Here is a 20,163-nt window from a genome sequence, read left to right on the forward strand (position 1 = left end):
CCTCAACAAAAAGCTTCTTCTTTTATAGGATTTCTAGTCTATGCCTCCTTCCTCAGATTTAGAAATGAAAGACAAAAAACGAAGAAATTGTTTTTTTAAAATTCAATCTTTAATAATCTCTTTCATAAAAGAGACCTATACTAGAATTTTGTTCATTTCCTATAGCACCTTTAGCTTTGAGATGACGCGAAATATCTAAATTAATTGTCCCTTTCGTCGTTCCATCAGACCCTGCTTCAAAGCCCAAATAAATATTATTGTGTATGTAGCGTCCAATACGTAAGCCTGTATTACCCTTCTCATTAACGATAACATCAAGATCATCAAGTCCAATTTTAGTTCGTAAAGTATTCAACAAAGATGTATTAGAAGCACCTGCAAGATCAGCCGCTGCTGCTGCAAGTTGAGCAATCTGAAATGGTGATAATTCATTAAGAGAGCGATTAAAAATCAAACGAGCCAAAATCTCATCCTGAGGCAAATTTGGTTGTGAAGAAAAATTAATATCAAGATTATCAACCGTCCCACTTACAGTTACAGTGACGCGAATATCACCACTGTTATTGTTGGTTACAAAATAAACCGTAGGATTAAGATTACCACTAAAACTCGCTTGTCCTTGATCAAAATTAAGACGTTGCGACAGGATATCAAAACGTCCACGAATCATTCTAAATTCACCAACTGGATGCACATCATTCAATGGACCTGCTAGATTAATGCGTCCTCCCAGTTCAGCATCTAAGCCTTTTCCGCGTACAAAAAATTGATTGCGTGCTGTAATACGCATATTTGATAGCACGACAGATGACGATTCTTGTGTAACTATACGGCTTTTGCTTTTGTTCGTGTTCTTAACATCAGCACGTTCAAGTGTTGTTTGAATCGATTTAGTTAAATTCTTATTTCTAACATCAAGAAACTTGGCACTTTTAAAATGATCAGGAACAAAAACTTCAGCTTTTTCAACGATGATATCACCACCAAGAACAAGATTATTTAAAAAATGACCTGTCATTGTCATCTCACCTGATAATGTTGCCAGAATCATAGAACCATCATTATAATTGGCATTATCAAGATGAAATATCAAATCTGTCTCTAGACTATTAGAGATACGACCTGAAGCAGAAATTCCCCCCCCCTCAAACGAAGAAGCTGAAGCTTTCTCTATAAGGATATGATCACCTTTCAATTTGCCTTCAAGCTTTATATTATTCAATCCTACATTTGTTTGTGAATCAAAAAAGCTACCGTCGCCTATAGAAATATTTCCTAACAATTGTGGCTTTGATAACGCCCCATTAAGAGCTGTATCAATTCTTGCTGTACCCGTTATATGTGCACCACGCTTGGCTAATAAGAGATTAACAAAATCAAGAGGCATTATCCCTTTAACGTTTAATTTTGCCTCTGAACCATTAAGAGACACAGGCCCATGGATGGAAAGATCTAATCCTTTATCTCCAGTAGCTATCATATTTTCAATATGAAATGTCGATTTTTTATAAGAACCACGAGCATTTATATTGATTGACATCGGTCCTTTATGCGTCATAGCGGTTAAATTTTGACTAGAAAGCTCAAAATGAGCAGATGGATCCTTCATTGTTCCACCAATATCAACTTTACCTATCACTGTCCCATCAAGCGCTTGTCCTGCAATAAAACCATTCGCCAAACGTGCAGATAAATTTTGCAAATTAATATGAAGATCAAGCGCATTTTTCTCTAGAGATACATGCCCCTGAGCTTGTGCTTGTACTCCTTCTCCTGTTAAATTTGCATTCAAAGTAAGATTTTGATCTACAGTGTTCCCCGTAGCAGAAAGAGAAAAAGGCATAATTTTTTTATCTTGAAAAGCAACGGTTGTCAGTCCCTCACCTTTTATATCGTAAGTTATATTAGGTTTTTTTAAATGACCACGAATCATAACCTGCCCTGTTACACTCCCTGCTGCTCCAAGATCAGATTTCCACAGATTGACTAAAGCAGCAGGAAGCGCATTCATTGTAAGTTGCAAATTCATGGTATCTTGAATATTCCCTGCTAAGATGATGTTGCCTCCATTTATTGCAATTCCTAATTCATTGATTGTCATTCCATCTTTATCAAAAGCAATTATGGATGGCTTCGGCAATGTTGCATGAAAAGTATGTTGTTTTAAGTCCACAGTTTCAATTTGCACTTCTCGTTTTATACTTTCTGGAAGTTCCTCAACCATTAAACGACCAGAAAGCCGTGCATTGAGAGTATCATGCAACATCGCTTGGACAGTAAAAACCGTTTGTCCATTATTCCTATCAGCGTGAGCATTTAAACGATTGATCATTACCAAAGGTGTTTGAATATGTTCTGCATTGATAACTCCTTCAAACTGAGTCATGCCAAAAGGATCGAATATGTCAGCATCTATTGCCAATTTTTTTATTTTATTCTTGGAAAAATTCAAATGGTTAACATGCGCCTTCACATTGGTTTTTTGTCTGCCATTTTGTTCATAAAAAATAAAATCTCCTTTTACTTTTCCACTACCATCCTGCAAAAATAACGCTGAAAGTACGGAAATATCATCGGCATCAATATGCAGCGCTCCTTTCAAAAAACCGCCAAGTTGTTGAGAAAGGTCACCCGTTATTTTTGCACTTCCCCCTCTAATATCGATATTTTTAAGTTTTCGAATTTTATGAGAATCTTCAAAAGAAGCCGATACATGCAAAGGTTTCTTAGCAAAAATCCCTTCACCTTTTACCACCCCCGTTAAAGAAGTAATTGGTGCTGTATTATCTACAAATGCATCTATGTTAAGTGTTGTGTTTTGAAGTTTCTTCCCTACAATTAATGCTTCAGCAATATGGGCACGTGTATTTAGTTTTATATGGCTATTGCGCCCTCTCGCCGTACTTTGAATTGTAAGCGCACCGCTTATCTTTGGATCTAATTTGGACAAATCAGATATTTGAGCAGATAGATCCATTTTAGCGCTTTCATCTGAAAAATAACCATTAGCCTCTATGTTTGTATATTGATTTTTCAAATTAAAATGACGAAAAATGACACCCCTCGTATTTCGAGTAACACCACCTGAAAGAGTGATGTTTCCTTTGAATAAACGATCAAAAGACTGCATGCCTATTTTCATATCGTCAGCCATTCCTGATAATTGGAGATCAAAAATGCCACTCAATAAACTGATCGTTCCTTTGGCTTTAATATCTGCACTACCAGAAAGTGATTGTTTACTGAACACTTCCAAAGGAGTTAATGTTTGAGCTTTTAAACCGAGATCGCCTTTAAAAATAAAATTCTCCATTGTCCCTTTTAACCAAGAAGAAAAACCCTGAGCCGTAACACTCAGATCATGAATCAAAATTGGTTTGTTCGAAACAATATCCGTATCTAAATGCACATGAACCGCTTGGCTTAAATTTTCTACTAACGCTCCCTTAATCTTTTTAACCCCTTGAAGCGTCCCTTTAACCTGAACACCAACATGACGAGAAGCTGCATTATCAAGATTTTCGCTTACTCCTCCCATATCAAAAATTGCATCGCGAATATAAATATTTTTATTGCTTAAATGATTTACAACCAACCGCCCACTCCAAGATTGTTGACCTTCGCGACCATAGTCAATGTTCAAAGCAAGAGTATTCGCAGATTTTGGCACGTCTGATATAGGTAAATGAACAGAATCCTTTTCGTTATCAAGAGCCATTTTTCCATCAACAAAAAGCCGTCGCAAAAATCCATCGGCGGTTATTTCAGCATTGGCTATAACGTTCATTGCTTTGTTCTGAATAACCATCTGATCAAGGTGTGTCACACCTTCTTTTGTTCTTCTTGCCTTTGCTTTTAATGTTATATTAGATTCGAAGAGACTACGATATTGAGAAGGTATTAAAGGGCTCAGTGTTCCCTCTAGTTTCGTAGAAAAACTCTGTCCTTCTGGAACACTTGCAAGAATAACATTACCATCTACAATAGAATGATGATCAGACTCTAAAGAAAGTTTGATAACCAAATCATCAAAAGTACCATCACCTTTCAGGACGAGATTTAATGCTGGACATTGTTCAATGTTAAAAACATTTGCCAAAATACCATTTTGTGGTTCGTTAGCAGAAATATCAATTTGAGCTGTACGATTACTATCAGATATCTTGGTGAGAACAGAAAAAGAACCCGGTGCATCTAAACGATGCGCCGCTATATCGACATCAAAATTACCACTAGCCAAGGTGAAATTGCCTTTTAAGGACATATCAGCAGAAAAACCAAAAAGATTCTGTTCAAATGTCACATGTTGAGCTGTAAGCGTATTGATAGAAAGAGCAAGCGGTAATTTTGGTAAAGAGAACTTACCCGTCTCAAGGGAAGAAACAAAAGAAGAATTGCCTTGCGGTTTGCGTAAAAATGTAACCTGTTCTGCCGAAAGCTGGTTAATATCCATCCGCCCTCTCAGCAATGCTAGACGATTCCAATCCATTTTAGCATTGGTAATTTTAAGCCAAACCCCTTTTTTATCACTGACAGTAATAGTATCAATTGATGTTTGAGAAGACAGTGTCCCTTGCATATTGTGTAAACGAACTTGACGATTAGGCGCTGAAAGCTTTCGTTCAATTAAAGAAACAAACCATGAGCGATCATCTGTTTTCATTTCGCTAGAGGGAAGAATGTCTCCTCTTTGCGCAAAAACAAAACCACCCACCCCAAAAAACAAAAATACAAAGAAGAAAGCTGATAAACGTACACCTTTTTTCATTAAAATGCTTGCCCTATACCCACATAAAAACCAATGCGAGGGTCACCCTTCTCTCTCTTTAAAGGAAAGGCTAAATCAACGCGTAAAGGACCAAGACCCGTCATATAACGTCCTCCTATACCGGCTCCCCATTTAATTTTTTGAGAAAAATCAAAATTCGCCTTTTCCCCTACTAAACCTCCATCAAGAAAACCGACAACCCCTATTTTATCATTTAAAGAAACACGCAATTCTGCCGATCCCTCAATAAGCGCCCGTCCACCAACAACCGCATCATTTTCTATTTTGATACCAATATTACGGTAAGCATAACCACGAACAGAGCCCCCACCACCAGCAAAAAAAAGCGTATTTGCGGGTACTTGTGCTGTATCATTCCCAAGAATTGTACCAAGCTTTGCCCGCGCAGCAACAACAAAACGATCCCCTTCATCCAACGCCCAATAAGAACGACCTTCTGCTGTTACTTTTGCAACAAAGTTGCTAAAACGCATCTCATAAAAAGGCTCAATGAAAACTTCACCATATAAACCTTTTGTTGCATTAAACTTATTATTACGACTATCGTAAATCAAGCCGCTAGGGAAACCGATTGTTGTAAAATTACGGCTCCCAAAATAGATATCACGTGAATAACCATTTGAAACTTCTACAGCAGCCTGTCCCGATAGATTACCATTGAAAATATGCGTAATACCTAATTTTCCTTTGATGGCTTTTGTCGTATAATTTTCTAAAACATCTTGTTGTATTTTTAATTCTGACCTGAGATCTGTATCTGGCGTGAGTACCCCAGGCTTTATAAACGTGCCACCGAAAAGATAATCAAAATTTTTAAAATTATATGATTGCTTTTTATTGCTACCAACACCACTTATTTTTGTTTCAATTTTAAGAGTCTCTGCATGACCCAAAAGATTGTTATGCATCCAATAAGTCTCAAAACCAGCACCATCTAATGTTGAATAGCTACCGCCTACACCAAAACGACGCGGTTTACGTTCTTGTACAACAAGCATAAGCGGTAAACTACCATCTAGATTAATAGTATCAGCCTCACGTATATTGATAGCACGAAAAACACCAAGGCGCGCAAGACGTTCATTTGCCTTAGCTAACGCATCGGAATCGTATATCTGCCCTGGTTTCAATCCAGTCATCCACGCGATATAAGCTGAATCTACACGTGGTTTCTTACTTATATTACGCACACTTAAAGGACCATAATGAGCCTTTTGTCCAGGACCAACAACAATCCGTCCTTCAACACGCAATGTAGCATGATCAGCCACGACTTCACTCTTCATAATTTTAGCTTTAGCATAACCTTGTTGCCGCCATCCTTCTATCGCCCATTTTTCTGCTTTCAAAATGGTTTCAGATTTAGCAATAGCCCCAACTTTATAGCCCAATTCTTCAATTGTGGGCATTTTATGCGCTTTACGTTTTTCAAACGGAGCTACTTTATCAATATTGGCAATACTAAAAACATATTGTGGACCAGCATTAATTGTAATAACGATATTCGATTGTGCTGGAAGTTGAGTTACCGGACTTAAATCAGCGACTTCTAAGCCATTAATTTTAATACTAATAACACCACCATAGCGTCCATCAGCATAAAGAGCAGAAAGAATTGCTCGATAATCTGAACGCGCCTTGGCTAGCAAACCAGAAGAACTGGCGGATGCTTTCTCTTTATCAGCAACAAGAGAAGAAACAGATTTAACTATTTTTATACCTTCTAATGGCGCACCTGGCGGTGCAACAACATCAACTTTATAAAATCTCTCTGTACTTTTTGCATAATGTGAAGGAGAATTTGTTTTCTTTTTACCAAAAAGAGGAATGCCGAAAAAATCAAATGCAGCAAGAGGCTGTGGAAAAGAAAAAGAAAAACACAAGCCTATAAAGACACAGCGCACAGTCCCTGATTTTAACAAAACTCTTGTCTGGTATACCATAAAATCAGATACCTTATAATACACTTTGCCTCTACTACGCTTTAAATAATATAAAAATAAGAAAGGTAAATATAATTACTTTGCACATTTTACGCGTTTTATCACATCAAATAACACTCTGCGATACATAACGTCACCCTCCCCTTATATTTTCATAAAATTCTGCACTGTTGTATAACACGAACAGCCTCATTCTTTTTTTCTTAACATATTTATTTAGCTTATTATAAATGTTTTATTGCGTCCCATATTATCATGGTTAAATTTGTACAAATGACTTTCCATGAGAACGCTAAAAACTGCCCATGTATATAGATCTCTCTATAAAAAAAACCATAGAGATGCTTCTTGATTTTTATAAATAGATATGATTGTCTCTACCAAGTCTAAAGGGGGAAAATAAATAAATGATCGCACGTATTACAACTGTTGCTTTTCGCGGTCTAGAAGCAGTCCCTGTCGATGTACAGGTTATGATTTCGTCTGGTAAAATAGGAATGGCTATCGTTGGATTAGCTGATAAGGCAGTTGCAGAAAGCCGTGAACGTGTACAAGCAGCCCTCCACGCTTGTGGACTTTCTATGCCTACTAAACGAATTACGATTAATCTTGCACCAGCTGATTTGCCTAAAGAGGGATCGCATTATGATTTGCCAATCGCCGTAGGCTTAATGCTTGCTATGGGAATCCTCCCTCCTGAAGTAGCACAAGACTATATCATTTTAGGAGAATTATCACTGGATGGTTCGCTTACCGCTGTTAATGGTGTTTTACCAGCCGCCATGACAGCTTTATCACTCGATAAAGGGCTGATTTGTCCCTTCCAATGTGGACCTGAAGCAGCATGGGCAAATGCAGAAATAAATATTCTTGCTCCAGAGACTCTGCTCACTATAGTCAACCATTTCAAAGGAACCCAAATTCAAAAACGTCCACAACCGCGCCAATATACTATCGAAACTGAACTTCCAGATCTTTGCGAAATCAAAGGACAAAAAACAGCCAAACGTGCCTTAGAAGTTTGTGCTGCTGGACGCCATAACCTTTTGTTTGTAGGCCCCCCTGGTGCTGGGAAATCTATGTTAGCGCAACGCTTACCTTCCATTTTGCCACCTCTTGATAGCCGTGAGCTTTTAGATGTCTCTCTGATTGCTTCTATTACAGGAGAAACGGTTCATAATACCATTTCACTTCATTGCCCCTTTCGTTCCCCACATCATTCTGCTTCCATGGCCGCAATGATTGGTGGGGGGCTTAAAGGACGACCGGGAGAGGTCTCCCTTGCCCATAATGGTGTGTTATTCCTTGATGAATTGCCTGAATTTTCTCCGCAGGTTCTTGATTCTCTTCGTCAACCTTTAGAAAGTGGGGAGTCAGTTATCGCCCGCGCTAATCACCATATTAGCTATCCTGCTCGCTTCCAACTCATTGCCGCAATGAATCCTTGCCGATGTGGTATGGCAGGCGAAAAAGACCATGTTTGCCCTAAAGGAATACGCTGTCAAATCGATTATCAGTCCCGTATTTCTGGTCCTCTGCTTGACCGAATTGATTTACGGATTGATGTCCCTGCTTTGACAGCTATGGACCTTATGCAACCAGAACAATCAGAAAAAAGCTGCGACGTTGCCAAACGCGTCGCACGATGCCGTACCATTCAAGCTAAACGTTTTTCAACAATGGGGTTTGATCATATTCGTACCAATGGCGATTGCCCTGCCAAAATTATAGAACAGATTGCCATTCCTGATAAAAGTGCGACCATACTCTTACGAGATGTGAGTGAAAAAATGCACCTCTCTGCACGCGCTTATCATCGCATTCTCAAAGTTGCACGCACAATTGCTGATCTTGACGGATCAGATACTCTTTCACGCTATCATCTCGCAGAAGCTATTTCCTATCGACTAGGCGCAGAAAGATTAACAGCCCTTAATTAAAAAACTATTCATCAATAAAAACTTATTGGAAAATAACGCAAATAAAGTTCTGTAAGTTTACCATCTTCTTCTAGTGATTTCAGCGCATAATTGAGTATATCAACCAATTTTTCATTCTTTTTTGCAACAGCAAGCTGCATTCCTTGCCCCAATAACTGTGGCGCCATATATGCCCCCCCAACAAAATGGCAGCAATCAACAGATTTTTGTTTTTTGAACCATAATGATAAAGCAAATCCATCATCAAAAATAAGGTCAATTTTACGCTCTTGTAACGCTTTATAGAGCTCTTCTCTCTTTTTAAATCCTTGCCATTTGGCTTTAGGAAAATAATGTTGAAAGAGTTTTTCGTGAACACTTTTAGACAAAACACCACTGGTTAAATGTATCAATTGATCGCTTATTGGCTCATCGAGATTTAAACGTCGAGAAGCAACAAATCGCGCTGGAAAACGTAAATATGACTTTGTAAAAACAAGATCTTGCTGGGTTTTACTTGTTTCTTTTAAACCCGCAATAATGACTTCCGCATCACCATTTTCAACATGTTCTACAAGCTCTTTCCAAGGAATCACTTCTACTTCACAAAGCTTCTCTAATTTTAATTTTGAACAAATAGCGCGCAATAAATCGATATTATAACCTGCAAGATGCCCCGTTTGATCAATAAAATTAAAAGGAGGAAAATCAAAAGTTGTTACAAAACGCAAACGAAAGATATCCGTTGTATCAGGTTGTACCAAGTGTTCATGCGAATCAAAAAAAGAAGGCAGCCTTTCAGCTTCTGCGTAAGAGGAAAATAGAACCCCCCCTGCTACAAATAAAATACGAATAAAAATATTGTATGGATTATTGAATAAAAGATACCGTAAACGCAATTGAAGATGTTTTACATATATAGATTTTTTTATTTTCAAAATCTCTCCCCCATTTTTCAAAACTAAGATGCAACTCTTCTTAACTATTATCTAACGCACTTCACCAAAATATCTGGCGTTTAATAAATAAAATTCTTGCTATTTTTTAAAACTGTTAAAAAATTTAACAGTTTTCATATATTTTTTTTGAAACCATTGAAAATGCTTAGATTTCTGATGTTAATTTTCCAAAATAAATATATAAAAGGTAATTTTAGAGAAAGGCGATTTAATTTTTTAAATATAAGAAATAGGCTGTATATACTTTAGTGGCACACTTTATTTTATCAAAATATCTCGCGTATCTTAAAATATTAAGACCATTTCCTTGCGTATCACAACTAGGGAAGTATATAGATACTATTGAAGAAAAGAGTAAAAATACCCCTCAAATGCCGAGGTTTTTCTCAACATTAAGGTTGCATCAACATTTAAGAGTTGAAAAATAAAATGATGATTCTGGTTTGTGCTTTATTGTCAAGATGGGAAAGGTGGGAGACATGAATCTTGTAGTATTCACAGGGTATTTTGCGCTATATTATTCAAACATCGTTGTAAAATGAGTTTGGAAACATTGAGAGATGTTCCTTAAAAAAGTGCGAGAATATCAGCGCAATGGTGCTTTGTTTTAAATGAGGGACGTAACCTCCATTACAGGAATGAGAAAAACATAAAGCGTAAGATAATGCGTCATCACCCTCATTATTCAAAAACATCACCGTAGACGTTTTTTAAAATTGTAAAGTTGAATATAAAAGATGATCGTGGAAACGTGTTTTTATATTTACGCGTTTATATTTTCCTCAAATGAGGCTTTTTTCACATTTTAAAGATGACACAAACCAATATACACAATATTTTCGCCTCAATCTAACATACAAAAGTTTGAACTGCTTAGAGAGCTCGTAACCTTTGTTTTAAATATATGGTAGAATTAGGATTGAAAATTGATTTATGGATAAAACAAGTAAGACCTCTGTTAGAGTAACACAAAAATGCATAACTAATTTTAAAACATTACGCATATGCAAAAATAAACAAAGTAAATAGCATCGTTTTATGAAACAACTTTTTGTATAAGTCAAAAGTGTTTATTCGCCTTATATCACCGCCCTCGTGTTTTACAGCATAACAGTACACTATCATTTCATCATTCTCTCCATTATATATCGACAGATATTGAATCTAGATCTGATATACGGTAAATATTTAATGTGGTTATTCCATAAATAACTGATCAGAACATTGAGCTTTGAAAAAAGCGGATAAAATATTGTAAATTGAACACAGGAATGGACTAACTTATGAGTGATGAAATAACCTCACCAGTACAAAGCAATAACTATGATGCCGCTTCTATCAAAGTTCTCAAAGGTCTTGATGCTGTACGCAAACGTCCTGGTATGTATATCGGTGATACTGATGATGGATCGGGTTTACACCATATGGTCTATGAAGTTGTAGACAATGCTATTGATGAAACTCTAGCCGGTCATGCTACTCTTGTAAACGTCACGCTCCATGCTGATGGTTCTTGTTCTGTTCGTGATAATGGACGTGGAATTCCGACAGATATCCATCCAACAGAAGGTATTTCTGCAGCTGAAGTTATTATGACACAGCTTCATGCCGGCGGAAAGTTTGATCAAAACTCTTATAAAGTTTCAGGCGGATTACACGGTGTTGGTGTCTCTGTTGTGAATGCATTATCCGTTTGGCTTAAATTGCAAATCAAACGCAATGGTAAAATTCATGAAATATCATTTACCCACGGGGTAGCTGATGCTCCATTAAAAGTTATTGGCGATTGCGATAGAGAAAGTGGAACAGAAATCAGATTTTTACCAAGTTCTGAAACTTTTACTATGGTTGAGTTTGATTTTGAAACTTTGGAGCGCCGCTTACGGGAATTAGCCTTTCTAAATTCTGGGGTTTATATTCTTCTTGTTGACGAGCGTCATGCTGATATTAAATCAGTTGAATTGCATTATGAAGGTGGATTAACGGAGTTTGTCAAATATATTGACCAATCAAAAAAAGCCCTGCTTGATAATCCTATTTATATTGCAAGTGAAAAGGATGGTATGAGCGTTGATGTTGCCCTATGGTGGAATGATTCCTATCATGAGAAGGTCTTGTGTTTTACCAATAATATTCCTCAGCGTGACGGTGGAACTCATTTGATAGGTTTTAGAAGTGCCCTTACGCGCCAAATTAATGGCTATGCTGAATCTTCAGGTATTGCTAAAAAAGAAAAAGTGAACTTAACCGGTGATGACTGCCGTGAAGGATTAACAGCTATTCTTTCTGTCAAAGTTCCTGATCCAAAGTTTTCTTCACAAACAAAGGATAAGTTAGTCTCTTCTGAAGTGCGCCCTATTGTTGAAAATTTGGTCAATGAAGGTCTTTCAGTATGGCTGGAAGAACATCCTCATGAAGCAAAACTTCTCATTAGTAAAGTGGTAGAAGCTGCAACAGCACGTGAAGCAGCGCGCAAAGCACGTGAACTCACAAGACGAAAAGGGGCACTTGATATCACTTCTCTGCCAGGAAAGCTTGCCGATTGCCAAGAACGTGATCCTGCAAAATCAGAAATCTTTATTGTCGAGGGGGATTCGGCTGGCGGTTCAGCAAAAAGTGGGCGCTCACGTCAAAATCAAGCAATTTTACCCCTTCGTGGTAAAATCCTCAATGTTGAACGAGCACGTTTCGACCGCATGCTCTCATCTGATATGATTGGAACACTTATTACAGCTCTTGGAACGTCTATCGGTAAAGATGAATTTTCACCGGATAAATTACGTTATCATAAGATTATTATCATGACGGATGCGGACGTTGATGGAGCCCATATTCGAACTTTGCTGCTTACTTTCTTTTTTAGACAAATGCCTGAATTGATTGAACGTGGTCATCTTTATATTGCTCAGCCTCCTCTTTATAAAGTATCGCGTGGAAAATCTTCCCAGTATATTAAAAATGAAGCAGCGTTTGAAGAATTCTTGATCGATACTGGATTAGAAGAAACAACGCTTGAGCTTTCAACGGGAGAAGTTCGTGCAGGGGCTGATTTGTATCAACTCGCTAAAGATGCTCGTATATTACGTCAACTTTTAAATGGTCTTCATACCCGTTATGATCGTAATATTGTTGAACAAGCAGCAATTGTTGGCGCTTTTAATCTTGAAGTCTTTGCATCACAAGAAAAAGCGCAAAAAATAGCAGATACTATAGCACACCGCCTTAATCTGATTGCTGATGATATGGAACAAGGTTGGAGTGGACAATATACAGCAGATGGAAGTTTATGTTTTGAGCGTATTTTGCGTGGTGTTAAAGATGTTGTTACGCTTGATGTGGGACTTATAAATTCAACTGATGCACGTCAAATTGATCGCATTTCCCAAAATTTTATCGACATATATCATCCTCCTGTTCTTTTACGTCGCAAAGATAAAACAGAGCGTATTTTTGGTCCTATGAGCCTCTTAGAAAGCATTTTTACAAACGGTAAAAAAGGTGTTACTCTTCAACGTTATAAAGGTCTTGGGGAAATGAATGCTGAACAACTTTGGGAAACAACGCTTGATCCCAATGCACGTTCTCTTTTACAAGTAAAAATTAATGATGCAACCGATGCAGATTCACTTTTTTCTCGTCTCATGGGTGATGAAGTTGAACCTAGACGTATTTTTATTCAAGACAATGCCTTAAACGTTGCCAATCTTGATATCTAAAGGTACTCTTCTGTTTTTGGCTGTGTAAATGTCGTAGTTTTATACGTTGTTTTTTCGTAGTTGAACATTCCCTCTCTATTTCATTTACGATAAAAGAAAAATAAGGAAGATCATATACATGGCAATTGAAACAGAACGTGTAGGAACCAAGGGTGGCATGGAGCACTCTTTTGGTTTTAAAAGAGTAGATGAAACGCAAAAACAATCCATGGTGGATGGTGTGTTTCATTCTGTCGCTGAAAATTATGACAAGATGAATGATATCTTATCCTTAGGGCTACACCGTGTGTGGAAAAATTCCATGGTTGCTTGGCTTTCCCCACCAGCACTTTCTCATTGGAAAGTTCTTGATGTCGCTGGCGGTACAGGTGATATTGCTTTTCGTATTCTTAATGCTTCACGCCAAAAAGCCCATGCTACAGTACTTGATATTAATGGCTCAATGCTCAGCGTTGGCAAAAAACGCGCACAAAAAAATGGTCTTGCCCCTCTGATTGATTTTGTTGAAGCCAATGCAGAAAATCTACCTTTTGAAGATCAAAGCTTTGACGCTTACACGATTGCTTTTGGAATTCGCAATGTTCCTCATATTGATCAAGCTCTTAGAGAAGCTTTTCGTGTTTTAAAGCCCGGTGGACGTTTCTTATGTTTAGAATTTTCAAATGTCGAGATGCCTTGGCTCGATAAAATTTATGATCTTTGGTCTTTCCATGCTATCCCTACGCTGGGTCAATTTATCGCAAATGATGGCGATGCTTATCGTTATTTGGTTGAATCTATCCGCAAATTTCCTAAGCAAGATGATTTTGCCCATATGATCAAGCATGCGGGGTTTTCGCGGGTATCGTACCGCAATCTCACCGGTGCGATTGCAGCGCTGCATTCAGGTTGGAAAATTTAAAAATGGTGCAAATTTCCCCTTACTTTCAATTGATGCGTGCAGGATGGGTTTTAACACGTGAAGGTGTTTTAAGTGCTCTTCCTCATGATGATCTTCAAGGATTTCCAGCGCTATGTCATCGTATAGCGGGCGCATTAGCAAGACGCAAAACAAAAAAGAAACAGCGATCTGAAAATATTTCGTATGCCATTAATAAGCTTGGACCCTCTTACATAAAACTTGGTCAATTTCTTGCAACAAGGCCTGATATTGTCGGCCATGATATTGCGAAAGATTTGTCACAACTACAAGATCGCGTCCAAACATTTTCTTGTACCGCCGCTATTGCTCAAATTGAAAGTTCTCTTGGTCGCTCTATTGATGATTTATTCGTAAATTTTTATCCCCCCATTGCCGCCGCTTCTATTGCTCAAGTTCATCCAGCTGAATACAGTGATGAAACTGGCCATACGACAAAATGTGCTGTAAAAGTTATTCGTCCCAATATCAGAGCACGTTTTTCTAAAGATCTTAGAGGATTCTATCTCATTGCTCATTTACAAGAGCGCTATATCCCTGCCTCTCGAAGGCTTCGTCCTGTTTGTGTAGTGGATACTTTAGCACAAACAACACGGCTTGAAATGGATTTACGCCTAGAAGCAGCAGCTATATCTGAAATGGCTGAAAATATTCAACATGATACAGGCTTTCGGGTTCCACGTATTGACTGGGAACGGACAGGACGTAATGTCCTTACAATGGAATGGATTGATGGTATAAGAATATCCGAAACTTCCAAACTTAAAGAAGCAGGTTTTGATTTGAAGGCGCTCGCTATTACGCTTATTCAATCTTTTCTTCGCCATACATTGCGTGATGGTTTTTTTCACGCCGATATGCATCCTGGTAATTTATTTGTAGATGAAAAAGGATGTATTGTTGCTGTTGACCTAGGCATTACAGGAAGGCTTGGTAAAAAAGAAAAGCATTTCCTTGCTGAAATCCTTTATGGCTTTATTACCCGCGATTACCATCGGGTTGCACGCGCCCATTTTGAGGCAGGTTATGTTCCTTCACACCATAATATTGAAAGCTTTGCGCAAGCCAACCGCGCTATTGGCGAACCAATTCACGGACAATCAGCACAAAGCATTTCCATGGCTAAATTGCTCACTTTATTGTTTGAAGTCACTGAATTATTTGACATGCAAACGCGACCTGAACTTTTATTGTTGCAAAAAACGATGGTTGTTGTGGAAGGCGTTGCCCGCACATTAGACCCCACTTTTAATATGTGGAAAGCTTCTGAACCCGTTGTCAAAGAATGGATTAGTAAAAATTTAGGACCCGTAGGCGTTGCCAAAGACTTTAGTGAAGGAGCACAAGCTCTCCTTTCGCTGGCACGCAAAACACCACAATTGGTTCAAAATTTCCAACGGATAGAAGAAGATTTTAATCAAATGAGAAAAACAGGTTTTAATCTTTCTCCTACTACCCTCAAACAACTTGCTGTGGAACAAAGTCATCGAAACCGTTATGGTCGTTATAGCCTTTTCATCATTGCACTTTGTTGCACTTTTCTTACTTTTTACTTTTTTCATCTTTTCTAATCTCCTTAATATGCTAAAAATATCAACAATGAAATCATTGCAATCATTTTATTTCTTGGAGGTATTTTATGGCCAGTATTACCATTCGTAACCTGTCTCCTGAAACCAAAGAAGCTTTGCGTATACGCGCCGCGCAAAATGGTATTTCTATGGAAGAAGAAGTCCGACGCCTTTTAAGCAATCCCACTCCTCTCACCACACAACCCCTTCATGCTAGTGCTGTTGAAATGAAATCATTGAAATCAAAATCTCTCCTTCTTATTATTGGTGGAAGTATTGCATCCTATAAAGCACTTGATTTGATTCGCCGTTTACAAGAACGTGGAGCACACTTAAAAGTTGTAATGACAAAAGCAGCGCAAAAATTTATTACGCCTTTAGCCGCTGAAGCTTTAAGCGGTGGTACTGTATATACTGATTTATTTTCACGCGAAGAAGAACATGATATTGGACATATCCGATTAGCACGTAATGCTGACCTTATTATTTTAGCCCCTGCTACAGCCAATCGCATTGCAAAAATAGCCAATGGCATAGGAGATGATCTGACTGATTGCATTCTTTTAGCGGCACGCTGTCCACTCTTAATTGCACCCGCCATGAATCCGTCCATGTGGGCGCATCCTGCCACTATTCGCAATGTTGCACAACTGCGCGCAGATGGCGTTCATATCATCGGACCAGAAATCGGAAATATGGCTGAACGTGACGAGATAGGATATGGGCGCATGAGCGAACCTTTAACTATTGTTGCTACCATAGAGGCTCTTTTGAATGGGCATGAAAAACCTCTCTCTGACCGCCATTTCATCGTTACCTCTGGCCCTACCCATGAACCAATTGATCCAGTACGTTATCTTGCTAATCGGTCTTCAGGTAAACAAGGCCATGCCATCGCAACCGCTCTTGCGCATTTGGGTGCAAAAGTAACACTTATTTGTGGACCTGTTAATCTTGCAGACCCACAAGAAGTAAAAACCATTCATGTTGAAACAGCACAACAGATGTTACAAGCCGTTCAAACCGCATTGCCTGCTGATGGTGCCATCTTTGTTGCCGCTGTTTGTGACTGGCGCAGTCAAACGCAGTCTTTACACAAAATTAAAAAGAATGCTCATAAAATACCACCATCCCTTCATATGGTCGAAAATCCTGACATTTTAGCAACGATTGGACACGCTCCAAACCGCCCCTCACTGGTCATTGGTTTTGCTGCAGAAACATGTGATATCATTGCCAATGCGCAAAAAAAATGTGTTGAAAAAGGAGCTGATTTCATTCTTGCTAATGATATTTCTCTTCAACTAGATGGCACAAGTGTCATGGGTGCTGATACAAATCAAGTTTATCTCGTAAGTAGAAAAAAAGTTGAACAATGGCCCCATATGAGTAAACAACACGTAGCGCAAAAATTAGCAAACGTGATTGTATCATTTTTTGCCCCCAAAACACCTACTCCTCATGAGGAAAATATACCCCTTTGCAAATAATAACTCTTCAAACGCGTTGATATTAAAAAAACCTATAAAATAGAACTGACAATAGGTGTCTATTCATCTCGATTGTTATACAATATTTTTGATTTATAATGATAATCTCGCATTGTTCATATTAAATTAGAACCCAAATATCGTAAGATTCTCTCATTTCCAATTTCTCTCATGTTAAAGCAATAAAAATCATTTTCTTGTACATTGCAAACAAGGATAGCTGTATGAATACAAAACGTTTAAGAAAGAACTAAAAACGCTTATAATGGGCCGTCTCGGGCAACACTGAGGATGATGGCGCCAGCGTGCTCTTTTTATTAAGCGTAAAGATAGTGATGCCCTATAAGTTTTATATTATTCACGAGAACTTTGCCCTTATACCATTCACAAGCGCTGTCGCGAAATGGGTGTGACGAGCGTTGGGAAATATTTTTTTTAAAATCCCGTATCACCTTAGCCTTCATAAAAGTAGGATCTCTTGCACCACTGTCTCCCCAGCTTATAAAAAAACAAGCTATCATTCACTTTGGCTACCATCAATTTTGACAAAGCTCTTGCACTGGATAAAATTTATAAAAAGCATTTTCTTTCTTCAATGTTTTTATCCTCATATTGGTCATATTTATGATATGCAAATAAATGATTTTGATTGTTTCATGATGAGAGCAGCTAATGAGAAAATATGACAACTTTATTTGGAGCTCTTATTCACTATGAAAAATAATATATAAATCAATATATTATAATATCTCAATGCAATTTAAAGCATATCTCACATTAACGCTTATAAAGAGTATAGACAAAATTCACTGCACCACTGTCTAAACTGACGCCTTTATTATTTTCCTCAGTGATCGGTCTTTAAGATTAAATGTGTGTGTCCTCTCTCCAGCATACCAAGACCACAAAGATTAGAATTTTATCCATGATATCCTCACATTGTAATGATTCATGAAAAGCATTTTTATTCCTCTATCGAAAGCCTTGTATCCATACATTGGTCTCGTCTATAATGTGCAAGTAAATAATTTTTTGATGTTGAATAGAGACTTTGAAATTAAAGAATATTTCTATATTTTGGATTCTTATTCAAGTTGAAAATGATCAATTCTCTTCATAAATTAATGGTGTTATTATCTAAAAATTATTTGATACAGTGCACCACTTGTACGAAAAGTGCTTCAATGAATTCTTATTTCATTGCACTTATAGCTTTTAAAATCTCATCATTTTTAATCATCAGTGGTGTCTCTCATTCTTGGCTTCTTCTTAAGAAAGAGCTCTTCCATGGGATCGGACGGTCAATCGCCTAAGCTTATTTTTTCCACTTTTATCATATTAATCATTCTGTTGTCCAAAATCAGAATATCTACGGCGCTACTACGTTACTCCTATATAACTACGTGCTTGTTTTACACAGATATCTTTCAATAATTGCCAAAACACTCTTATGAAGAGTATACACTCTCCATGAATGGTATAAAATACATTATGCTATCCATTTTTACTGAAATAGAAGGTACAAAGCGGCACCATCATACTCTTTTTCAGTTTTCAATGCGACGATAATGTTTGCATTAAGAGGATTCATAAAAGATATTTCACGCCTTTTTGAAAGTACTTTTATCTGCACACCACCTCCGTTTATGACATATTAACAAACGATTTCAATTGATCTAATATGAATAGGACTAAAATAAGAAATCCTCATGATATTTAGGTTTTTCATTCATGTTGTGAAACAATAAATTATCATTATAAATCAATATATTGCTTTAATAAAAGATAAAGCATAAAATTTTATATTATGCTTTCTTTGGCTAGCAAGTTTTATTAACCTTAAAGTCAAGGAACACTATTTTTGTGTAATGCGTGCCATGGTCTTTTGGGAAAGCATTTTGTGTAAATATGTCATAAAGGCGGCTGCAAAAAGCGGTGTTGCTAAATTAAGAATTGGAATTGAAACAAAAAGCGCTATCAATAATCCTGCACCAAAAACCGTTGTGTAATGAGTATGTAAAAAAGCACGTGCATCTTGCTCTGTTCGAAAACGATAAGCAGCAAACAAGAAATATTCATGACCGAGCAAATAACCATTAATAAGATAAAAAGCAATTAAATTAATACCTGGTATGAAGAATAAAATAAAAGCAATTCCATTACCAAGAAGGCTTAAAATAACAAATTTAAAGGAAATGATAAGAGAACGCCGAAACGGCAAAGCTTGTCCAATAGGCTCGTTTGGGTAATCCTCTTTTTCAATAATTTCAGCAGCAGAGTCAATGAAAAAACCACCAATCATAGCTGCGATTGGTGCAATCAAAAAAGCCAACAAAAGAGCCAAACCAAGATTAAAAATGATAAGCATGCTAAAACCAATCCATCCTGCCCAACTAGGGAGTCCAGGAAGAAATTGAGCAATCCAGGGCCAAAAGTAAGACACAAAAAGTTGGTGCACACATAACCATAAAATGGTGAGAGTGAAAAAAGTAACCCCCAATGCTTTCAGTATCATAATACGATATTGCGAGGTCAAAAGACGTTGTAAAGCACGATAAGCAGCAGTAAAAATCATAGATTAATAAACTAAGGAAAGACGCAAAAAAAACAAGAAATATATTTAAAGAATGTACTGTATAATTTTTTCTTTCTTTGAACTACAAGATTTTTTTCAAGAACATTATAAAAAACGGCTAGGGCTTCTTTGTTTAAAATAAAGTTTTAATGAATAGAAATTTTGAATTTTAAAAACCAAGAAGAATTTAAAAAGCAGCTGTTGTAGAAGAAATTTTTAATATTTTTGTACAGAGTGTAGATTATTGCATTTGTATGATATATGTAAAAAATTAAGGAATAA

9 protein-coding genes are annotated in these 20,163 nt (G+C 37.4%); 5 read left to right on the forward strand and 4 right to left on the reverse strand.

The features are described 5' to 3' along the window. Nucleotides 1-109 precede the first annotated feature (109 nt). Nucleotides 110-4,768, reverse strand: a complete 4,659-nt coding sequence (locus ACFILL_RS00525) for a translocation/assembly module TamB domain-containing protein (protein WP_375643007.1) — start codon at nucleotides 4,766-4,768, stop codon at nucleotides 110-112. Next, nucleotides 4,768-6,732: an autotransporter assembly complex family protein gene (locus ACFILL_RS00530; RefSeq protein WP_375630583.1), complete on the reverse strand. Its 1,965-nt coding sequence runs from the start codon at nucleotides 6,730-6,732 to the stop codon at nucleotides 4,768-4,770. The genes ACFILL_RS00525 and ACFILL_RS00530 overlap by 1 nt, the downstream gene beginning before the upstream one ends. Nucleotides 6,733-7,139: 407 nt before the next feature. Between ACFILL_RS00530 and ACFILL_RS00535 the strand changes: the two genes are divergently transcribed. Further along, entirely contained in the window at nucleotides 7,140-8,672 is a 1,533-nt protein-coding gene (locus ACFILL_RS00535) for a YifB family Mg chelatase-like AAA ATPase (RefSeq protein WP_375630585.1), read from the forward strand. 11 nt (nucleotides 8,673-8,683) lie between these two features. On the opposite strand, the gene ACFILL_RS00540 is transcribed toward ACFILL_RS00535, so the two are convergent. Then, complete coding sequence (locus ACFILL_RS00540) at nucleotides 8,684-9,589, reverse strand: transporter substrate-binding domain-containing protein (RefSeq protein ID WP_273790212.1); 906 nt, start codon at nucleotides 9,587-9,589, stop codon at nucleotides 8,684-8,686. A 1,304-nt stretch (nucleotides 9,590-10,893) separates the two neighbouring features. Between ACFILL_RS00540 and gyrB the strand changes: the two genes are divergently transcribed. The 4 genes from gyrB to coaBC all read left to right on the forward strand — a co-directional run bounded on the left by gyrB (nucleotide 10,894) and on the right by coaBC (nucleotide 17,306). Further along, nucleotides 10,894-13,326, forward strand: coding sequence for a DNA topoisomerase (ATP-hydrolyzing) subunit B (gene gyrB / locus ACFILL_RS00545; protein ID WP_273790211.1), 2,433 nt, complete (start codon nucleotides 10,894-10,896; stop codon nucleotides 13,324-13,326). 118 nt (nucleotides 13,327-13,444) lie between these two features. Further along, entirely contained in the window at nucleotides 13,445-14,227 is a 783-nt protein-coding gene (gene ubiE, locus ACFILL_RS00550; protein ID WP_375643008.1) for a bifunctional demethylmenaquinone methyltransferase/2-methoxy-6-polyprenyl-1,4-benzoquinol methylase UbiE, read from the forward strand. A 2-nt stretch (nucleotides 14,228-14,229) separates the two neighbouring features. Next, complete coding sequence (ubiB, locus tag ACFILL_RS00555; protein WP_273790209.1) at nucleotides 14,230-15,816, forward strand: 2-polyprenylphenol 6-hydroxylase; 1,587 nt, start codon at nucleotides 14,230-14,232, stop codon at nucleotides 15,814-15,816. Nucleotides 15,817-15,884: 68 nt separating this feature from the next. Next, nucleotides 15,885-17,306: a bifunctional phosphopantothenoylcysteine decarboxylase/phosphopantothenate--cysteine ligase CoaBC gene (coaBC, locus tag ACFILL_RS00560; protein ID WP_375643010.1), complete on the forward strand. Its 1,422-nt coding sequence runs from the start codon at nucleotides 15,885-15,887 to the stop codon at nucleotides 17,304-17,306. A gap of 1,855 nt (nucleotides 17,307-19,161) precedes the next feature. Here coaBC and ACFILL_RS00565 read toward each other — a convergent pair. After that, nucleotides 19,162-19,881: a sulfate transporter family protein gene (locus ACFILL_RS00565; protein WP_375630592.1), complete on the reverse strand. Its 720-nt coding sequence runs from the start codon at nucleotides 19,879-19,881 to the stop codon at nucleotides 19,162-19,164. Between the last annotated feature and the right edge of the window lie 282 nt (nucleotides 19,882-20,163).

This window comes from Bartonella sp. AP20NXHL (genome assembly GCF_042196165.1).
In the GTDB taxonomy this organism is placed as follows: domain Bacteria; phylum Pseudomonadota; class Alphaproteobacteria; order Rhizobiales; family Rhizobiaceae; genus Bartonella.

Coding starts and splice junctions, on each gene's coding strand:
- ACFILL_RS00525 (WP_375643007.1), bottom strand. CDS start 4,768: ATGAAAAAAGGTGTACGTTTATCAGCTTTCTTCTTTGTATTTTTGTTT.
- ACFILL_RS00530 (WP_375630583.1), bottom strand. CDS start 6,732: ATGGTATACCAGACAAGAGTTTTGTTAAAATCAGGGACTGTGCGCTGT.
- ACFILL_RS00535 (WP_375630585.1), top strand. CDS start 7,140: ATGATCGCACGTATTACAACTGTTGCTTTTCGCGGTCTAGAAGCAGTC.
- gyrB (WP_273790211.1), top strand. CDS start 10,894: ATGAGTGATGAAATAACCTCACCAGTACAAAGCAATAACTATGATGCC.
- ubiE (WP_375643008.1), top strand. CDS start 13,445: ATGGCAATTGAAACAGAACGTGTAGGAACCAAGGGTGGCATGGAGCAC.
- ubiB (WP_273790209.1), top strand. CDS start 14,230: ATGGTGCAAATTTCCCCTTACTTTCAATTGATGCGTGCAGGATGGGTT.
- coaBC (WP_375643010.1), top strand. CDS start 15,885: ATGGCCAGTATTACCATTCGTAACCTGTCTCCTGAAACCAAAGAAGCT.
- ACFILL_RS00565 (WP_375630592.1), bottom strand. CDS start 19,881: ATGATTTTTACTGCTGCTTATCGTGCTTTACAACGTCTTTTGACCTCG.